Source organism: Neochlamydia sp. AcF95, assembly GCF_018342455.1.
Taxonomy (GTDB): Bacteria; Chlamydiota; Chlamydiia; order Chlamydiales; family Parachlamydiaceae; genus Neochlamydia.
Genome location: NZ_JAEMUC010000040.1, coordinates 15,394 through 30,835 on the forward strand (window position 1 = coordinate 15,394; position 15,442 = coordinate 30,835).

4 protein-coding genes are annotated in these 15,442 nt (G+C 37.5%); 2 read left to right on the plus strand and 2 right to left on the minus strand.

Annotated elements, in window-relative coordinates:
• Positions 1–109: 109 nt before the first annotated feature.
• A complete protein-coding gene (locus NEOC95_RS03895; RefSeq protein ID WP_213151702.1) occupies positions 110–10,327 on the plus strand; it encodes a hypothetical protein in 10,218 nt (3,405 codons plus the stop codon).
• A 948-nt stretch (positions 10,328–11,275) separates the two neighbouring features.
• The gene (locus NEOC95_RS03900; protein ID WP_213151707.1) at positions 11,276–11,509 is read left to right on the plus strand and encodes a hypothetical protein; all 234 of its coding nucleotides are present in this window, start codon (positions 11,276–11,278) and stop codon (positions 11,507–11,509) included.
• 564 nt (positions 11,510–12,073) lie between these two features.
• On the opposite strand, the gene ispG is transcribed toward NEOC95_RS03900, so the two are convergent.
• Positions 12,074–13,990, minus strand: a complete 1,917-nt coding sequence (ispG, locus tag NEOC95_RS03905) for a (E)-4-hydroxy-3-methylbut-2-enyl-diphosphate synthase (protein ID WP_213151709.1) — start codon at positions 13,988–13,990, stop codon at positions 12,074–12,076.
• Between the two features lie 462 nt (positions 13,991–14,452).
• The coding region (gene ltrA, locus NEOC95_RS03910) for a group II intron reverse transcriptase/maturase (protein WP_213151711.1) at positions 14,453–15,442 on the minus strand (990 nt) is incomplete at its 5' end.

The window sequence follows — 15,442 nt, forward strand, 5'->3', positions numbered from 1 at the left end:
ATTTACAGTTTTTTCCATTAAAAAAAATTGCAATTTAATTTACTAATAAATTTTGTTTAAGTATAATAAATTTTATTTATTTTTTTATATTATATAATGGAAATTTTACATGAGTTTATTTATAGATAATCTTGATGCTAATTATCAACGACTTAACAAAAAAATTACTTCGCTAGAAGATAAGCTTAAAAATAATAAAGAGTTTTTAGTAGAAAAGCAGGTTTTTAATCCTTCTACTCCCTTGGATTTACCACAAATAAGTGACCTGAAGGCTCGCTTAAAAACCTTACATGCACAAAGCGAAAATAGTGAACAGATAAAAAGTATACGGGAAAAAGCAGTATCTTTACTCACTAAATTAAAAGAGCTAGAAGCTAAATTTTTGCAGGAAAAATTTCCCGAGGCATGCCCTCCATCTAGTTCTATTCCTCTATCAGATATCCCCAGCCCTAGAGATATACCTATCCCTAGCACGTGTCTAAACTTTTTAACATTGAATAATTTAGCTCATTTGGTGGGGGATGCCATTTTAGAAAAAGCTAGAACAACAGATGGCCAGTTAATAGAGGGAAAAAGTCAAGGCATAGAGTTTATGCATGCCTGGCTAAAGTATTTGAAGCAAGCCTATGGCAGTGACGAACTGTGGCCAAAAGAGATAGAAGACTTTTCTCAGCACTTGGAAGAGCTAGAATGGTTTAGTAAGCAAATTCAAGAAAGTTTAAATTTTTTAGCACAAACTGAATCAAGAGAGAAAGAGACAACAGAGAATCAATTTAATAAGTCCGTAGAGTACAAAAAGAGATGTGAGAATATTGCTAAGCAGATTATTCAAAAGTTAGAAGCCCAAGGTTCTGTAAGATTTAGCTGGGGATGGCATGCTTCTAAACCTGATAGAACAGGCCATGCTATGCTAATAGAAATTAAACTAAATCAAGGTAAAGGACATTATAGCTTACATGTATTTAACACAGGAGATGGCACTGAGTATCATCAATCCCAAAGTGATGGAACGAAGTTGTATGTCAATACTTTGCAAAGTTACTTAATACCTGCTAAAAATTTGGATGAAAACTTTATTTTCAAAATGCTTGAACCCCTACTTGTTCCGTTTAGCCATACTATTATGAATTTAAATGCCGAATTTGAGGCTTCAAATCTTTACCTACTACTAAGCCGTTTTCCCAAGCTAGAACAAAATCCTTCAAACTGGATGAAAGGCCAGCTTAGCGGCACCTGTCGCCTACGCGCTTTGATTGCTTATCTTGCTTTTTATACAAAGAGTTATAAAATTATTACTAATCTATGGGAGCGGGAGATTGCCCGTTGCCTCATTAGCCTCCAGCCCAAGAAACTAGAAGAAAGGGATATGCGTGTCTTAACAAGCTATCTTTTAGCACGCCTCTTTCATCAGCAAGCTAAAATCCTTAAATTCAATCCCACCGATCGCCAGGCTACCAAGGTTTTAAATCAATTAAATGCCTTCAATACCACTTTTGAAACCATTTGCAGAAACAATAAATGGGAAATACCGATAGTGCGAAAGGCTGGTATGATTACCAATAGAATAAACCATTCTTCTGTAACAGCAAAGATTAGAGAAGAACTAAAAAAATACCAACTTGCTATTCCTAGACAGAAATTTGAGGTGTTGCCGCCATCTAATCAACAAGTCTCTTATCCATTGCCGCTGCTCTCCCTCAAGCCAACTCCCGCAGCAATAATTGAGTATTGCCATGCTGCTCATCAGCTAGCTAAAAATTACACTCAGCAGAAAGGGGACCCTACGCCCTTTTTAATCAATGTGCTTTGTGAGCTATCATCTTTGATTTTAAACAACTCAGATTTAGAAAAAGACCTCCAACCTTCAGATTGTACATCACTTCTCGAAGAAACTTTAGAGCTTAGTGTTCTTTTATTTGATGAAACTAATAAACACAAAACTGCTTCTAACTTAAAAATTTTCTTGGCTCTCCATAGTGCCTTAGCAATAGGCTGGCAATTATTGATGACCGCACAAGATAAAGGAGATATATCTTTAGAAGGAATTCGTTTTTATAGGCTCGCTCTTCCTCCCTGTTTTACACTATCAGAAAAGGAAGCAATCGCCCAATTACCTAGTCCTTGTTTAGATCAGCAGGTGTTGGAAGTTTTGAAAACCCTAAATGAATATTTTCGGCGGATAAATAAAATAACTAAAAAAGGTAAAGAAATTCCCCATACACTGTTTGAGTTTTCCGAATTTTATACTACCGAACAGCCACTACAAGGCCACGAGCTTGAAACTACTTATTCAGGATTAGAAGAAAATTTAGAAATGTTAATTCTCTCGGAGGGAGAATATAAATTTACCAAGCAGTGCCTTAGTAATGTGAAGGATTGGAAAAAAGTAGATGAACAAAAGCCTTCTTCTGTTTCCGAAGAAGAGTGGCGCATTTATTGCTATTATACCGGTCATTGCATGGGGCAGGGGGAAGGCTTTCCGTCTTCCTTTGTACATCTACGCCGATTAGCTTTGTTAGCTAAAGCCCATATTATCGCATATCAAATGCATGGGAAAAATGAAACTCACAGCTTTATCTCTTTCTTTGCAGACCATAAAGATTTAGGGCCTCCTCGTATAAGAACAAAAGATAAAAATAAATTATGCTTTAGCATTGGATTAAAGGGACTTACCAAAGCGTATTCTTATCAATTACCTACAGATCGTTCAATAGGGAGTCCTTTGTCAACTTTAGAAGCTCGAAAAAATCTGAGCCAGTTAGGAGATCAAAAAAATCTGAGCCAGAATGAATTATTAATCCAAACGGATTCTCCCCTCCACGAGTTAGTGAGTGCCCAAGCATCTAAATCATCGCCACGCTTCACTACCTTGATCAGTTACTTTAACAAACATCTCGATGCTGTAATGGATGAAGAAAAACAAGCTTACTTTATGCAGCTCTTTTTTGAAGCAGATTTATTTGATAAAGTAATAGACCCGGAACTTACTGATCTAATAATAAAATCTTTCGACAACTATCTAAATCATTTTGAAAGACTTTTCAAAGTTCAACCTTATAATCAAAAAACGGGGAATACGTTAGCGTTTGTATGTGAGCAATATGAGCGCATCTTATGCAAATGTATATTAGCATTAGAACAAGAAGATAAAAAAAGAAGCCTTGAAAAGTTAGAAAAACTTCAACATATCATAACTGATTGGAATAAAGCTAAGCCATTTTTGCAAGCGCTTACATTTCGTGAACATATTCTTTTATGCCTAATGGATAGCTTTAATGCTAGAGAATTAACTTCTGAAAATAAAGAGGAAGTAGAGCGTTTGATTATGACAAAAGCCCAGCTTGAGCGGGTGCGGATAGAAAAACAACGTATTCTCCCTAGTTTATCGTTGAGTATCCCTACACTGGAAGCTTTAAAAGATTTTAAGGAATCAGCCCAAAGAGCTTTTTTAAAGCATCTATCTGCCATTCAAACTTTTCTTATCTCCAGTTCTGCCGAAATTCTTACCCAAATTTCATCTTTGTATATGCCTGAAACAGATATAAAGTGGCATCAACAAACGTTTCCTATCTTTGAGGGACAAGACCTTATAGGCAACCGTTATACGTTAGATGTAAAGACAGGAGAATTCAAAAAGAATGGCTTCTCTCTTTTCTCCTATCCTTCTAGCTATGAAAAGCACCCTCTTTATCAAGACGAATGCAATAAAAACTCATTTACTATCCAAAATGTGCATGCCTCATATTATGAGGGTTTTTGTGGGGAAGTTAAAATTCGTTTATATGGGGACGCTCAGCAATTAGTGCGCCTAGATCGTTACTTTGAAGAGCAAGGCTGGTATTCTTTATTATCTGCTGAGCAGCGTCAATCTTTTTTACCTTCTGCTCTCCAAACACAGACTCATTTACAAGCTTGGATTAAAGCAGAAGATTCTACCGAATCTCCAGCTTTAATAATTTTTAATAAGCTAACTCATCAAGCGCAGTATGCTATCAATCAGGAAGGCTCTTTTATTATTAGAGGAAAGCTTTATGAATGCTTAGAGATCGATGCAAAGATGAAAGAGAGCTTGCAGGATTTTGATAGCCAGGTAATCCTTTGGAAAGACCTTTCTAATCAACAATATCTGCTTTCTTTTCCTTACTTAACCTCTCCCTCTTCTAAAAACCAAACTTTACAGTTCGAACTGCATGAAAATCACTGGATATGGAAAGAAGACCCTCAATTTTTTATCGCAGAAAATCAACAGATAGGAGGCTTAGAAGGATTTAAAGGTTTTTTAATTATCCAAAATCAAAAAGGGCAATACAAAGCCTTGATTCCCCAAAAGACGCAATATGAGTTTGAAGTCAAGGAAGAGACTCCCCGCCAGGTAAGCTGTCTTGTCTGTAGGTTAACCTCCCCACCTAAAAATTCGCCTTTAGTCTCTTCTGATTGGACTCCCGAACTCACTATTCAATCCTCTTCTGAAGTCAATGGCTATTTAGCTTACCTGCATTTTATGCACGCCCACACTCATAGTGAGTATAGAAAAACATTGTCATTCTTACAACACACCTATTCATTTAAAAGGTTTAATCCTAACGAGCTGCGCACTTTGGGATGGATATTTTGCCATGCTCAGAAAAGCGCTTCAGCAAAGCACATTCCTAAACGGGGGATTAACCATATTCATGAGGCTATAGCCTTACAATTATACATAGCCGCTTTAATACGCCAAAATTTAGAGGCTCATCCTTCAAATAGCTTGCATAATACTTGCCAAACAGTTCTAAGATCGCTTGATAAACAGCTTATTCCTCAAGACTTGGATTCTCCACTGAACTGGGAAAAATTTTGGGAAATATTATCACTAGCAAGCTGGTCTACCGATCAGAAAGAAACTGATCCCATCCCTTTGCTTTTACAGGAAATAATTAAAGCCTATTTAGCAAGAAGAGATAAAGTACAAAAAGCGTTACAGATTGAATCTTTGGTTCCTCCTTTTCTATTAGACCAATGGGGCCTATCAAAGCTATCAAAGAGTAAATTAATAGAAGATAAGCTTCTGGTTGCAACTTTAAAAGATTTAGATAAAGTAGGCCAAGACCTAGAGAAGTTAGATTGGAAAGAAGTCCTCAAGGATATTAATAGCCACTCTTTACAAGCATTCCCTCCCTTTAATTCACGCCAGGGAAAAAGTTTTAGGTCTTATTTCAAGTTTTTATTCGAGCAAGCGTTAGATAAAAATCCTAAGATTAAAGAATTTTTAGATGAAGCGCAATACGATACCTTTTCTGGTAATCGAGCTTTACGTGCTATCCTACGTATCGCTTGTGAGATAGAGGAGCATCACCCCCTATTTTCAATTGACGCATTTCCTGCTCAAGCGAAAAAAGTTGTGGAGCTAATGCAAACCTTATTATCTAAAGGAATAATGGAGATAGAAGGAAATCTTTTGTATGAGTTAAATTCATCTATAAAAGCTTGTGTCAAATTACTTCCAACTAGAACAACAAAAGAGCCACAGGAAGAATCGAAAAGAACGTTTTCCCTTCCTCCTGCTAACAGAAGGCCCGGCCGGAGAAATGATAATAAGCTTTCATCACGTTCTTCCCATCGTCAGGTCAGCAGCCAGACTTTATCCAACTTCTCCTCTTCCTCCCAACCTTCATTTTCTTTTTCTCCTACGCTACCGTTTACCTTTAATGCGCCTTCAACAACTTTTGACAATCCCTTGAGCTTTAATGCTTCTCCTACTCAACCTTCATTTTCGTTTAATTCTTCAACCCCTGCTTTTAACTTCAATGTGCCTGCAATGTCTTCTGAGAGAAATGACACCCCAGTTTCTTCTCCTACAACACTGGCCAGGCCTCCTAGGCAAATTTTATTAGCGGCTAATAAACTTGAGTTACCCTCTGCTTATCCTAGTGGAAGAATGAAAGTAGATCATTTAAAAGCAAACCTTTTTCAGACAATTAATCAATATTACGCCAAATTATTTTCTTCTTTGCTGTCCTCCCGTGATTCTTCTCCCTTATATAAACTAGCTATGGAAATGCAAGAGGTAAAAGATGAGCTAAAGAAAAGTTTACGAGGGCTAGATGAGGGGGCAGTTAGCGAGAAGAGATCAGAAATTAAATCTCACTTAGAGGATTTCATCCCGCTGGTCGATCAATTCAAACTACACACGTTATTAGATAAATTACATGCACTAGACTTGCCACAAAAGCCGTACTTATTAAAATCCATAAAAGCCATCAAGGAAAACATCAATACTTATATAAAAAAGCTTAATGAATATGCACAAAGTGCGGGGATTCATGCCTTTGGAATGCCAGAAAATGTTTCTTCTCCCACTGATCGAATTGCTCATTTTATTGCAAGCAGCGTCAAGGATTTAGCTCTTGACTATTACCTAGGGGCTATTAAGAATTATAAGCAACATCAAATTCATATCAAGATAAATGATTGGAAAAAAGTGGAGAAAGAGTTTACAGACATTAGCCAGCAGTTAATGGAAGAAAATAAAATTGCAATGTCTCAAAAATGCCAACTAGAAGAAAAAATTTTAATGTTGGCAAATCAACAGCTTGATAAAGATATTTATCAAGCAGCCAAAGTAGGAGCTAAACATAAATCTAACTTAACGCTAGATAACTGCATTCTATTATTCCTTGAAGGAGACACGGAGAGATACCGCAAAAAAATGGGGTTTGCTCGCTTGGAAGGTAAGCAACAAGGGGAGGAGCTGCATGCTCTGATTGGAAAGTATCTAGAAGCCTTCGTTTTTTCTCACCATTTGCAAAATATTTGCAAGACTATCGAACAAGTAAATACATTAACTATCGAAAAAGAATTATCTTTAGCGATTGGAAAGTTGGGCGAATTAATGGCCACTTCCCATGACCTTTCTGACTGTCCTGTTCCACATATTTTTCTAGTTTTTGAATACTTTATGACTAAACATAAAGATGGACAACTCTTTCTTGTTCGCCAGCACTCGATCAAAGGACTAAGTCATGCTCTTCAAATTCAACCAGATCATCGTTGGAGAGATATTTTTATCCAACTCATTCAGGCGGGAGGAAAAACTCTCGTATGGGGACAATTACTGGCTTTGGCAAAGGCAGATGGTTACCATTTATCCGTGCATGTCTCTCCTGATCATCAATATACTACTAGCCTTTATAATATGGGAGAGAATGCTTTGGCTCTCTTTAACCAAGAGCAACGAACCTTTGAATTTGATGAGCGCCCTGAGAATTTAGCTGAACAGTACCTCATCCATCTTAAAGAGAGGCTTATTTTAGCTATAAATAAACGTCAATTTATTCATACGACCAGTGAATCTTTACAAGCTCTACGCTGTAGATTTCTTAAAGAAATCTTACAGTTAAAAAATAATGAGAGCCCTCAATCAAAAGAAATAAAAAGTGATGATAGCCTTCGATTAAAAAAAATTACCCTCATGGGAGAAATTTTAAGCCTTTTTCGCAGTCGCGGGGTTTTTACTTTTGATGAAGTTCATCAGGCTATGGATCCCCTTAAAGAACTTAATATGCCGTTCGGAAAAACAGTTCATCCTGATGTTCAGCAAGGAGAGCTGATTGGCAAGTTATTACGTCTTTTAATTTCTGTAATAAAAGATGAAAAAAGTTCCTTAAAAGATATAATCGATCAACTTAATCAGCAAACCCATCATAAAGGCTTAATAAGCAAAATGATGGAAAAATTACCAGATTTATTCCTTGAAGATGCTGGATGGAGAGAAAAATTAGGTGTTAGGCAGAAAAGTGAAAAAGAAGAGCTTATCCAGTTTATTAATGATCCCCAAAAGCCTCTTCCTGAATTTCTACAAGAAAGCGAAAAATCTTTAGAGGAAGGCTTACCAGCTGCTGATTATGCCATATTAGCTCAACGTTTAATTGGCGATCGATGGCTAATAGAAGGGCTACAAAAAAAGGTTGATGAACATCATGGTATTGTGGCTGTAAAAGGCCACCCTTCCATTTCCATTCCTTTTCAAGCTAATATGAAACCACTCATTGGCTCAGAATTTAGCGATCATTATGTGATGATGATCCATACCTTGATTGCTTACTTATCCAAAGGAATTATGGAGGAGCAAGTGGAGGACTTTATTGATTATTTGCGGATACAGGCTGTAAGTGAGATGCAAGCAGTACGAGCTCCTGATTTACAAAAGACCACAGCCTATCAAGCATTTACAATATTGAAAGAGAAAGAACCTATGCTTACTAACTTTTTTGAGCATCAAAAAGTCGATAAAAGAAGTTTCTGCCACGCTTTAAGTAAATCGTCAGATGATATAGTTTTACAGCTATTAGTTAGCTACATCAGTCTACGTGTTCTTAATAAAGTTAAGCTTTATGAGTCTCAAGTCAGCAGTAACGGCAAAAGTACTGCTACAATGGCTAAAACAATCAATGGATATTCTGGCAACTTAGATAATCCCGATATGCGCCCTACTCTTGATAGTGAAGGGAGGCGTGTAGAATGGTATCCTGATAGTGGAACAAGTGGGCAGACAATTGATCTTTTAATTAACCGCCATTCTACTTTACATATTACCAAGTCGGATCCTTCAGCTCTTTTGAACTTATTGCATCATCAAGATTATAAGGATCGTATGCATGCAATTATTGATGTGGGATGTCACTTCCGAGGATTGTCTTCCTTAGAAGTGGCACAATTAATTTCTAGCCAAGTAAATAAAGATCTGATCAAAGGCATTCTTTTTTATGATCCCCAAGGGCATTTATTTTGCTTGCATACCCATGATCAGAACTGGCAGCCAATTCAGGGAACAGATAAAGAGCATCTCTTAGAACAAACAGGCTATCAGCTGAATCAATTATTTACCTATTATGATCAAGAGCATATTACAGGGGCTGATATTCCCCAGCACGATCATGCCCTTGCTATAGTAACAGCTTCAGAAGCAACCCCCTTATATCAGCTGTGTCAAGGTAACCGAAGGATGCGTAAATTGGAAGGGGGACAAGGAGTTGTACATGCACTTTCAGAGAGCTGCCTCAAATGTATGAAAGATAAGTTTGTAAATGATTCACTCTTGCTTAATCTTTCTGAAGGGGGTGCCAAAGATCCAGCTATCATGCAAAGATTTATTTTTTTCACCCACCTTAATGAAATGGAAATTCAAATTAAGAATAATTTGCAATATTGCCTACAAGATGTGGTTAACACAGCTCAGCAATATGTACTAGATTGGCTATATGAAAAGAATGATGAAGATTGTTATAAACGTCTGGCTAGCCAAGGTTCCCCTCTATTTGCTCGACAAGTCATTACCAATCTTTTGCAAGAATATGGCAAGGGAAAAGAGACGATTAAGATTGAAGAGTATTTAGAAAAAGTTTGCTGGCGTTTAATAGAGACTGTTAAAAAACTAGAAATAGAAGAAGATGTAGGCTTGTTAGAAACACGCCTTAAGCAGATATGTTTTGAAGCTATTCCTCGCTTAAAACAAACGATTGAATTAAGTGCTAATTTTCTTACCACTTCTACATTTAATAGTCACAATCGTGAAGCTACGATGGTTCAATGCCAGGAAAGTCAAATGGCACAAGAAAATGAAAGTGAACAATTAGCTATTAATCAAACGCGTATGCTACAAGCTTCTAAGAGCCCTGACCTTGAGCGTCAAGCTCTCAAAAAAAAGGTGTTTTTTTCTCCAAATTTTGGAAGAATTGACGATATTTCCTTTACCTTGCGATCAGCATCCGAGTTTTTTATTCATGAAGGGCTAAAGGCTATAGAAAATTTTGAATGTTTAACAGTTAGCCAAAATTATCTTCGAACAATTCTAAATGAAGACTTTTCTTTAACAAGCAGAAAACCGATAACACACCTGTTGTTGATTGAAGACAAAGCAAAAGATAGCCCCCCCCCTTCTTTTAAGGTTGTTATAGGTTCCCAAGAAGACGTCAATCAATTTGAGTCGTATATAAAAATAGATAAAACAAGGCAAGCCCTAGGAAGGTCATCAAAAATTCCTGAAGGACGCCAAATGGCTTTGTTGCTATTACCGGGACACATAGTTGAAGGACCTCCCTCTATTAACTCTTTCGTGCAAGAGGAACCTTTGCAAAATCTACTAGCTGTGGTCATGCTCTTAGCAGGAGATATCGAGTATTTTAATCAAGAAAAATGGTTAAACCTATTGCTTTCTCAATTAAAAAAAGTAAATAGAGGTGTCTCTCAATCGCTAAAAAATTTTTTCGAAAATCAGCTTTTGCCTTCATATAAAAAAGAACACTACAATAATAGCTTATTGAATCGAAGGTGGAGTGAAATGCTCTAAATAATGCATGATCTGACAAGGGCGAGTTGCCTAACAGGTGTGAGCTCTCTCAGGTGTACTACCTAAGAACGTGTCCCGAAACTCTCACTTTTTGATAAAATGAAAGCAAATTTAATAAAAGGAGGGAGCTAATGCGTAAAAGCTATCCTGATGATTTAAGTGATGTAGAGTAGGAAGAAATTAAGCATATTTTCTTTGTTTCTTATGAAAAAGCAGGCAAGCCTTGTAAATATTCTAAACGAGGCATATTAGATGCTATCTTTTATGTAAACCGTATAGGATGCTAGTGGAGACATCCTCCACATGATTTTCCAGTGGAAGACGGGGCTTGATTACTTTTCTAGGTGAAAGCTTACTGGGAATTTGAAGAGATGAATACCCACCTACGGAAGAAGAAAAGAATGCTAATGAGAAAAAGGAAGAGACGCCAGCAGCCATAGTGGCTGGCCAGACTGCTAAAAACACAGAACGTGAAGAGCTAAAAGTCTATGATGGAGAAGAAAATCAAAGGAAGAAAAAGACATATTTCTGTAGACACTCAAAGCTTTTTGCTAGATTGCCATATAACAGCAGTCAACATATGGGATAAGAAGATTTAAGAAAGATTCTTAATCTTAACCCATGGGAATCAGTAGAAAAAGTATGTATGGATAAATTAAGGCTATCAGCTTTCTGTACAGGACACTAATTGAAAAAGCCTGTCTAAGAATTTATAATGTTGTCTTTTACGAGGAGGAAACAGATGAAAGAAATAGTGGAACTAAGAGGAGTTTTTAAGTCAAACTTTAAATTGGAATCGAGCAAGGTTTACATGCTTTTTTTTTCAAATTAGTCTGGCTCATATTATAGCTAGAAGCGCTAATCTTACTCAATTAGCCACTGCTTCTCAAGGAAAAGAAAAACTAAACTCATACTATAAAAGGCTAGAGCAATTTTTTTTGGAAACTAATGCTTGATAGGCTGGATGCCTTTGCCCTTGTTTTACAAATATTTCCTATTAAAAGGAAAGTATGGCTGATTAGGAATAGAACAAATTGGCAGGTAGAGAGCAAAAACATCAATATTTTAACCTTGGCTATGCCTTATGAAGGCACAACCATTCCTTTGACGCGGTTCGTAATGAATAAAGCTGGTAATTCTTATACTGATGACCGTATCAAACTTCTAAAAAAAGCGCTATGAAGTTAGTTTGAACAAAAATTGCGGCATGTTTAGAGAAAAAAAATTCATAGGAAACCACTGATTTGGCTACCTGCTAAAAAGAGAGATTCCTTTTTGTATACGCGTGAGAGAAGACACTTTAGCCGAAGGAGCAATGAATGGCTATGCAGTTTGCCTTAAGAGACGCTCTTCGTCATCTAAGAGATAGAAAAAGAAAGCTCTAAGATATCCTTGAAAGATGCTTGGCCACTCTCTGTTTACGTAGCTGCAAACCGTCTAAAAGGTAAACTTTTAATCGTTGCTACTCATAAAAATCCAAAAAAAGCGATGAGCATTTACAAAACTAGACCGGAAATAAAGACCTTTATTTGCTTATCTGAAAACGCGAGGCTTTTACTTAGAAGATACCCATTTATCTCCATCCTGAAAGAATCGACAAACTAATGTTTGCTTTAAGGATAGCCCTTTGCTAGGCCTATAGGTTAGGTATTTTAATCTGATTTACCCTAAAAAACTTTATCATATTTATAACCTGCCCCTTATCTACCCTCATCGCTAAAAATCTTGGGAAAAATTTTCCTGCTCTTATGCCAAACAGGGCTCTTGCCATCTGCCATACGATTTGAGTAATTCAACCAACTTATCATCAGCTTCAGCGAAAGGAATATTTTTCTGCACACATTCTTTGCCTACATATAGATCGATCATGCCTGCCTTGGACCCCACATATCCAAAGTCCGCATCAGCCATCTCCCCAGGACCATTGACAATGCAGCCCATAATAGCAATCTTGACTCCAGGCAGATGTGAAGTTCGCTCACGTATCCTTTTAGTCACTTCTTGCAGATCAAATAAAGTTCTGCCACAGCTGGGGCAGGAGATAAAGTCGGTTTTAACCATGCGCATACGAGCCGCTTGCAAGATACTAAAACTTAAATGACGCAAATAATTAATCTCGTAAGGAGCCTCCAGCCATATTCCCTCTCCCAGTCCATCGCAAAAAAGAGCGCCATATTCCATAGAAGATTGAATCACTAGATCTTCTTGGCTGCCGTTATAGTGAAAGTTAAGGATGACGGGAATACCGATCTGGTTTTGCTTTAACCAATCAAAAAAGCGTCGCGCTTTAAAAACACGAGAAGAAGAGGGACGAAATATAATCAAGGAAGGCTGTAAAGAAGGAATAGCTTCCCATTCGTCAGGAGATTCATCACTAATGGCTAGTGCCCAAGAAGCTTGAGAGCTTAACAAAAACTTATGCTGATTAACATATTGACGAGCTTCTATCAGATTCAATAAAGGCACCACCCCTTCCTGAGCATGAGAGGAAAAAATACTCATCCCTATCTCTTGTAGAGTTGGCAGCACCTGCTTGTAAAACTGGCCATCCGGAATAACAAGACCATCTACAGAAGAGATTTTAGGTTGAGGCCGTCCCAATTGTACCTCACAACCTAGATGCTGATAAAACAATGCATCTTCTTGATTATTTTTAGGTGCAGAGACCCAAACTGTGCCATCTTTATGCATGCCGATGGACTTCGGATAAGTGATCGCACGTCTTTCAATATTCTGGAAATCCCGACAGCGCTCTTCAAAAATTAGCTCATTTTGTTGAGAATATTCTTGAGTAAATTTGATTAAACGTCTGCAAGGGTCGATCTCATGCCAGGGATCCTCCGTCAAAGAGACCCGAATAGTATCTCCAATCCCATCTAACAGTAAGCTCCCAATTCCCATGGCAGATTTTATCCTTCCATCTTCCCCTTCGCCGGCTTCTGTAACCCCTAGATGTAAAGGATAGTCCCACCCTAATTTATACATCTCTGCTACAAGTAAGCGATAAGCCAAAATCATGACCTGAGGATTAGAAGATTTCATAGAAAATATAACATCATGGTAGTCATTTTTACGACAGATCCTCGCAAACTCCAGCGCAGACTCTACCATTCCTGCAGGAGTATCACCGTACCGATTCATAATCCTATCGGAAAGAGACCCATGGTTAGTTCCTATGCGCATCGCGCGCTTCAAGCTTTTACACTTTTCTACTAAAGGAGTAAATTTTTCTTCAATTTTTAATATTTCTTGAGCATACGAATAGTCATCATAATCGATCACTTTAAAGCTTGCTCTTTTATCGACAAAATTACCCGGATTGATACGCACCTTATCAACGAAATCTATCACCCGCATAGCAGCTGGAGGAAAAAAATGGATATCTGCCACCAGGGGGATCGAATATCCTTTTTGAAGCAAGCCATTTTTTATGGCTTCGCAGCTATCAGCTTCTTTCATACCCTGTACAGTTACACGTGCAATTTCACAACCAGCATCGGCTAAACGCATAATTTGCTGGATTGTCGCTTCAGCATCCCGTGTATTGGAAGTGGTCATGGACTGAATGCGAATAGGATTGTTACCCCCCACTCCTACAGGGCCAACCATCACCTCACGTGTTGAGCGTCTTTTCAGCTGAGCAATCGATTCGCAGTATTTCATGAAATATACTCACTGTAAAATTTCCTTTAAGCCATGAATTCTATCTTGATAATTCTAATATTGCAAGCAATCCTTCAAGAGAGCAGCCATTCCCGCAAATAAAAATTTTAACATTATTTAAAGATAATCCTAAGGTCTGCTTATCTAAAAGCAAAAGGGTACCTTCAGCGATTCCCGCTAAAGAAAAATCCCCTCTGTGATAAACTAAAAAAGAAATTTTTTTAGCGGGAATCGCTGTCAAGAGAGTAAGGATAACCCTTAAAAGCTCTTTGCTCTTCTGTTATTAGCTTTAAAAATTGAAGTAAAATTGGTTCTTCGAATGTTTAGGTGATAACACATTTCTTTAATGATAAAATCATCAAATAAAACTTTTTACATATATGTGGTGAGTCGACCTGTGGAACTTCCCCACAAGCCTCTCTTAGAACGGTACAGGAACCTCTCAATTCATACCGCTCCCAATTAAGCAAACGCTCCTATCATTCCTTTATTCCAGTGTACAAATAATTCTGGGTTTTCTTTTACTATCTTTCCTATAAAGATAGTCGTTCTTGTTTTATGACCTGCAAGTTCCTTGTATTTACGCATTCCCCAAGCCACTAGTGTCTTATTGAAATGTCTGCAGAATTTGTATAGAGCTGATGGAGAATATTTCCCATAGTATACTAGCCATCCTCTGATAACTGGATTATACGTTTTGGCTATATCTCCAAGTTCTAAATCTGTTCTATTTCTTATATTCCATTGCCTAATGGTTGCTTTCATAGATTTTAGCGCCGCTTGGCTTACTGCTGGTGTAAAACTTATAAATATGTTATTTCGTTTACTGTTTTTGACCAGTCTTGGCCGAAAGGTATAGCCTAGAAAATCAAATTTTGTTTCCTTGTATTTTCCCTTGCGGCTTCCATCTTTACAGTAAATAATCTTTGTTTTATCTGGATGAAGCATCAAACTACATTCTTCAAATCGTTTCTTTAGATTTGTTAGAAGGTGTTGAGCCTCTTGTTCTGTGTTACAGTGTATTAATCCATCATCAGAATACCTACACCATGGCATGCTAGGATATTTCCTTGTCATCCACGTGTCAAATACATAATGAAGAAATAGATTGGCAAGCACTGGGCTAATCACTCCTCCTTGGGGCACTCCTGCATTTCTTGTCACAAGAATTCCATCTTTTAATTGAAGAGGTGCTTTTAGCCATCTTTCGATGTATAAAATAACCCATTTGTTATCTGTATGTTTTCTTACTGCTTTCATTAGAAGGTCATGGTCTATATTGTCAAATAGGCCTTTGATATCAAATTCCAGCACCCAATCGTACTTCCAGCATCTTTGCCTAGTGATTCCTACAGCATCTAAGGCTGATTTATTTGGCCTATATCCATAGGAATTTTGGTGAAAATGGGGCTCTACTGTGGGTTCAAACATCAGCTTTACAATCATTTGAGC

What these genes read in the sequence shown, in the direction of transcription:
- NEOC95_RS03895 (WP_213151702.1), top strand. Translation starts at nt 110, where the DNA reads ATGAGTTTATTTATAGATAATCTTGATGCTAATTATCAACGACTTAAC.
- NEOC95_RS03900 (WP_213151707.1), top strand. Translation starts at nt 11,276, where the DNA reads ATGCTTGATAGGCTGGATGCCTTTGCCCTTGTTTTACAAATATTTCCT.
- ispG (WP_213151709.1), bottom strand. Translation starts at nt 13,990, where the DNA reads ATGAAATACTGCGAATCGATTGCTCAGCTGAAAAGACGCTCAACACGT.